The sequence below is a fragment of the Shewanella sp. ALD9 genome (assembly GCF_002836315.1).
Taxonomy (GTDB): Bacteria; Pseudomonadota; Gammaproteobacteria; order Enterobacterales; family Shewanellaceae; genus Shewanella.
The window spans coordinates 1-1065 of record NZ_PJCD01000019.1 but is presented as its reverse complement, the minus strand read 5'-3'; the positions used below and the strand labels follow the sequence as shown (position 1 = coordinate 1065).

Here is a 1065-nt window from a genome sequence, read left to right as displayed (position 1 = left end):
TAGCGGGCGGCCGGAAGGTGAATGCTAGGCATGATCTAACCCTCGGTCTCTGGCGTCGCGACTGCGAAATTTCGCGAGGGTTTCCGAGAAGGTGATTGCGCTTCGCAGATCTCCAGGCGCGTGGGTGCGGACGTAGTCAGCGCCATTGCCGATCGCGTGAAGTTCCGCCGCAAGGCTCGCTGGACCCAGATCCTTTACAGGAAGGCCAACGGTGGCGCCCAAGAAGGATTTCCGCGACACCGAGACCAATAGCGGAAGCCCCAACGCCGACTTCAGCTTTTGAAGGTTCGACAGCACGTGCAGCGATGTTTCCGGTGCGGGGCTCAAGAAAAATCCCATCCCCGGATCGAGGATGAGCCGGTCGGCAGCGACCCCGCTCCGTCGCAAGGCGGAAACCCGCGCCTCGAAGAACCGCACAATCTCGTCGAGCGCGTCTTCGGGTCGAAGGTGACCGGTGCGGGTGGCGATGCCATCCCGCTGCGCTGAGTGCATAACCACCAGCCTGCAGTCCGCCTCAGCAATATCGGGATAGAGCGCAGGGTCAGGAAATCCTTGGATATCGTTCAGGTAGCCCACGCCGCGCTTGAGCGCATAGCGCTGGGTTTCCGGTTGGAAGCTGTCGATTGAAACACGGTGCATCTGATCGGACAGGGCGTCTAAGAGCGGCGCAATACGTCTGATCTCATCGGCCGGCGATACAGGCCTCGCGTCCGGATGGCTGGCGGCCGGTCCGACATCCACGACGTCTGATCCGACTCGCAGCATTTCGATCGCCGCGGTGACAGCGCCGGCGGGGTCTAGCCGCCGGCTCTCATCGAAGAAGGAGTCCTCGGTGAGATTCAGAATGCCGAACACCGTCACCATGGCGTCGGCCTCCGCAGCGACTTCCACGATGGGGATCGGGCGAGCAAAAAGGCAGCAATTATGAGCCCCATACCTACAAAGCCCCACGCATCAAGCTTTTGCCCATGAAGCAACCAGGCAATGGCTGTAATTATGACGACGCCGAGTCCCGACCAGACTGCATAAGCAACACCGACAGGGATGGATTTCAGAACCAGAGAA

2 protein-coding genes are annotated in these 1065 nt (G+C 60.6%); both read right to left on the bottom strand.

Annotation, left to right across the window (positions count from 1 at the left end):
- Nucleotides 1-24: 24 nt before the first annotated feature.
- Nucleotides 25-864, bottom strand: a complete 840-nt coding sequence (sul1, locus tag CXF88_RS14355) for a sulfonamide-resistant dihydropteroate synthase Sul1 (protein ID WP_000259031.1) — start codon at nt 862-864, stop codon at nt 25-27.
- On the bottom strand, nt 858-1065 hold a 208-nt coding region (locus CXF88_RS14350), incomplete at its 5' end, for an SMR family transporter (RefSeq protein ID WP_000313105.1). The genes CXF88_RS14350 and sul1, both read right to left, overlap by 7 nt.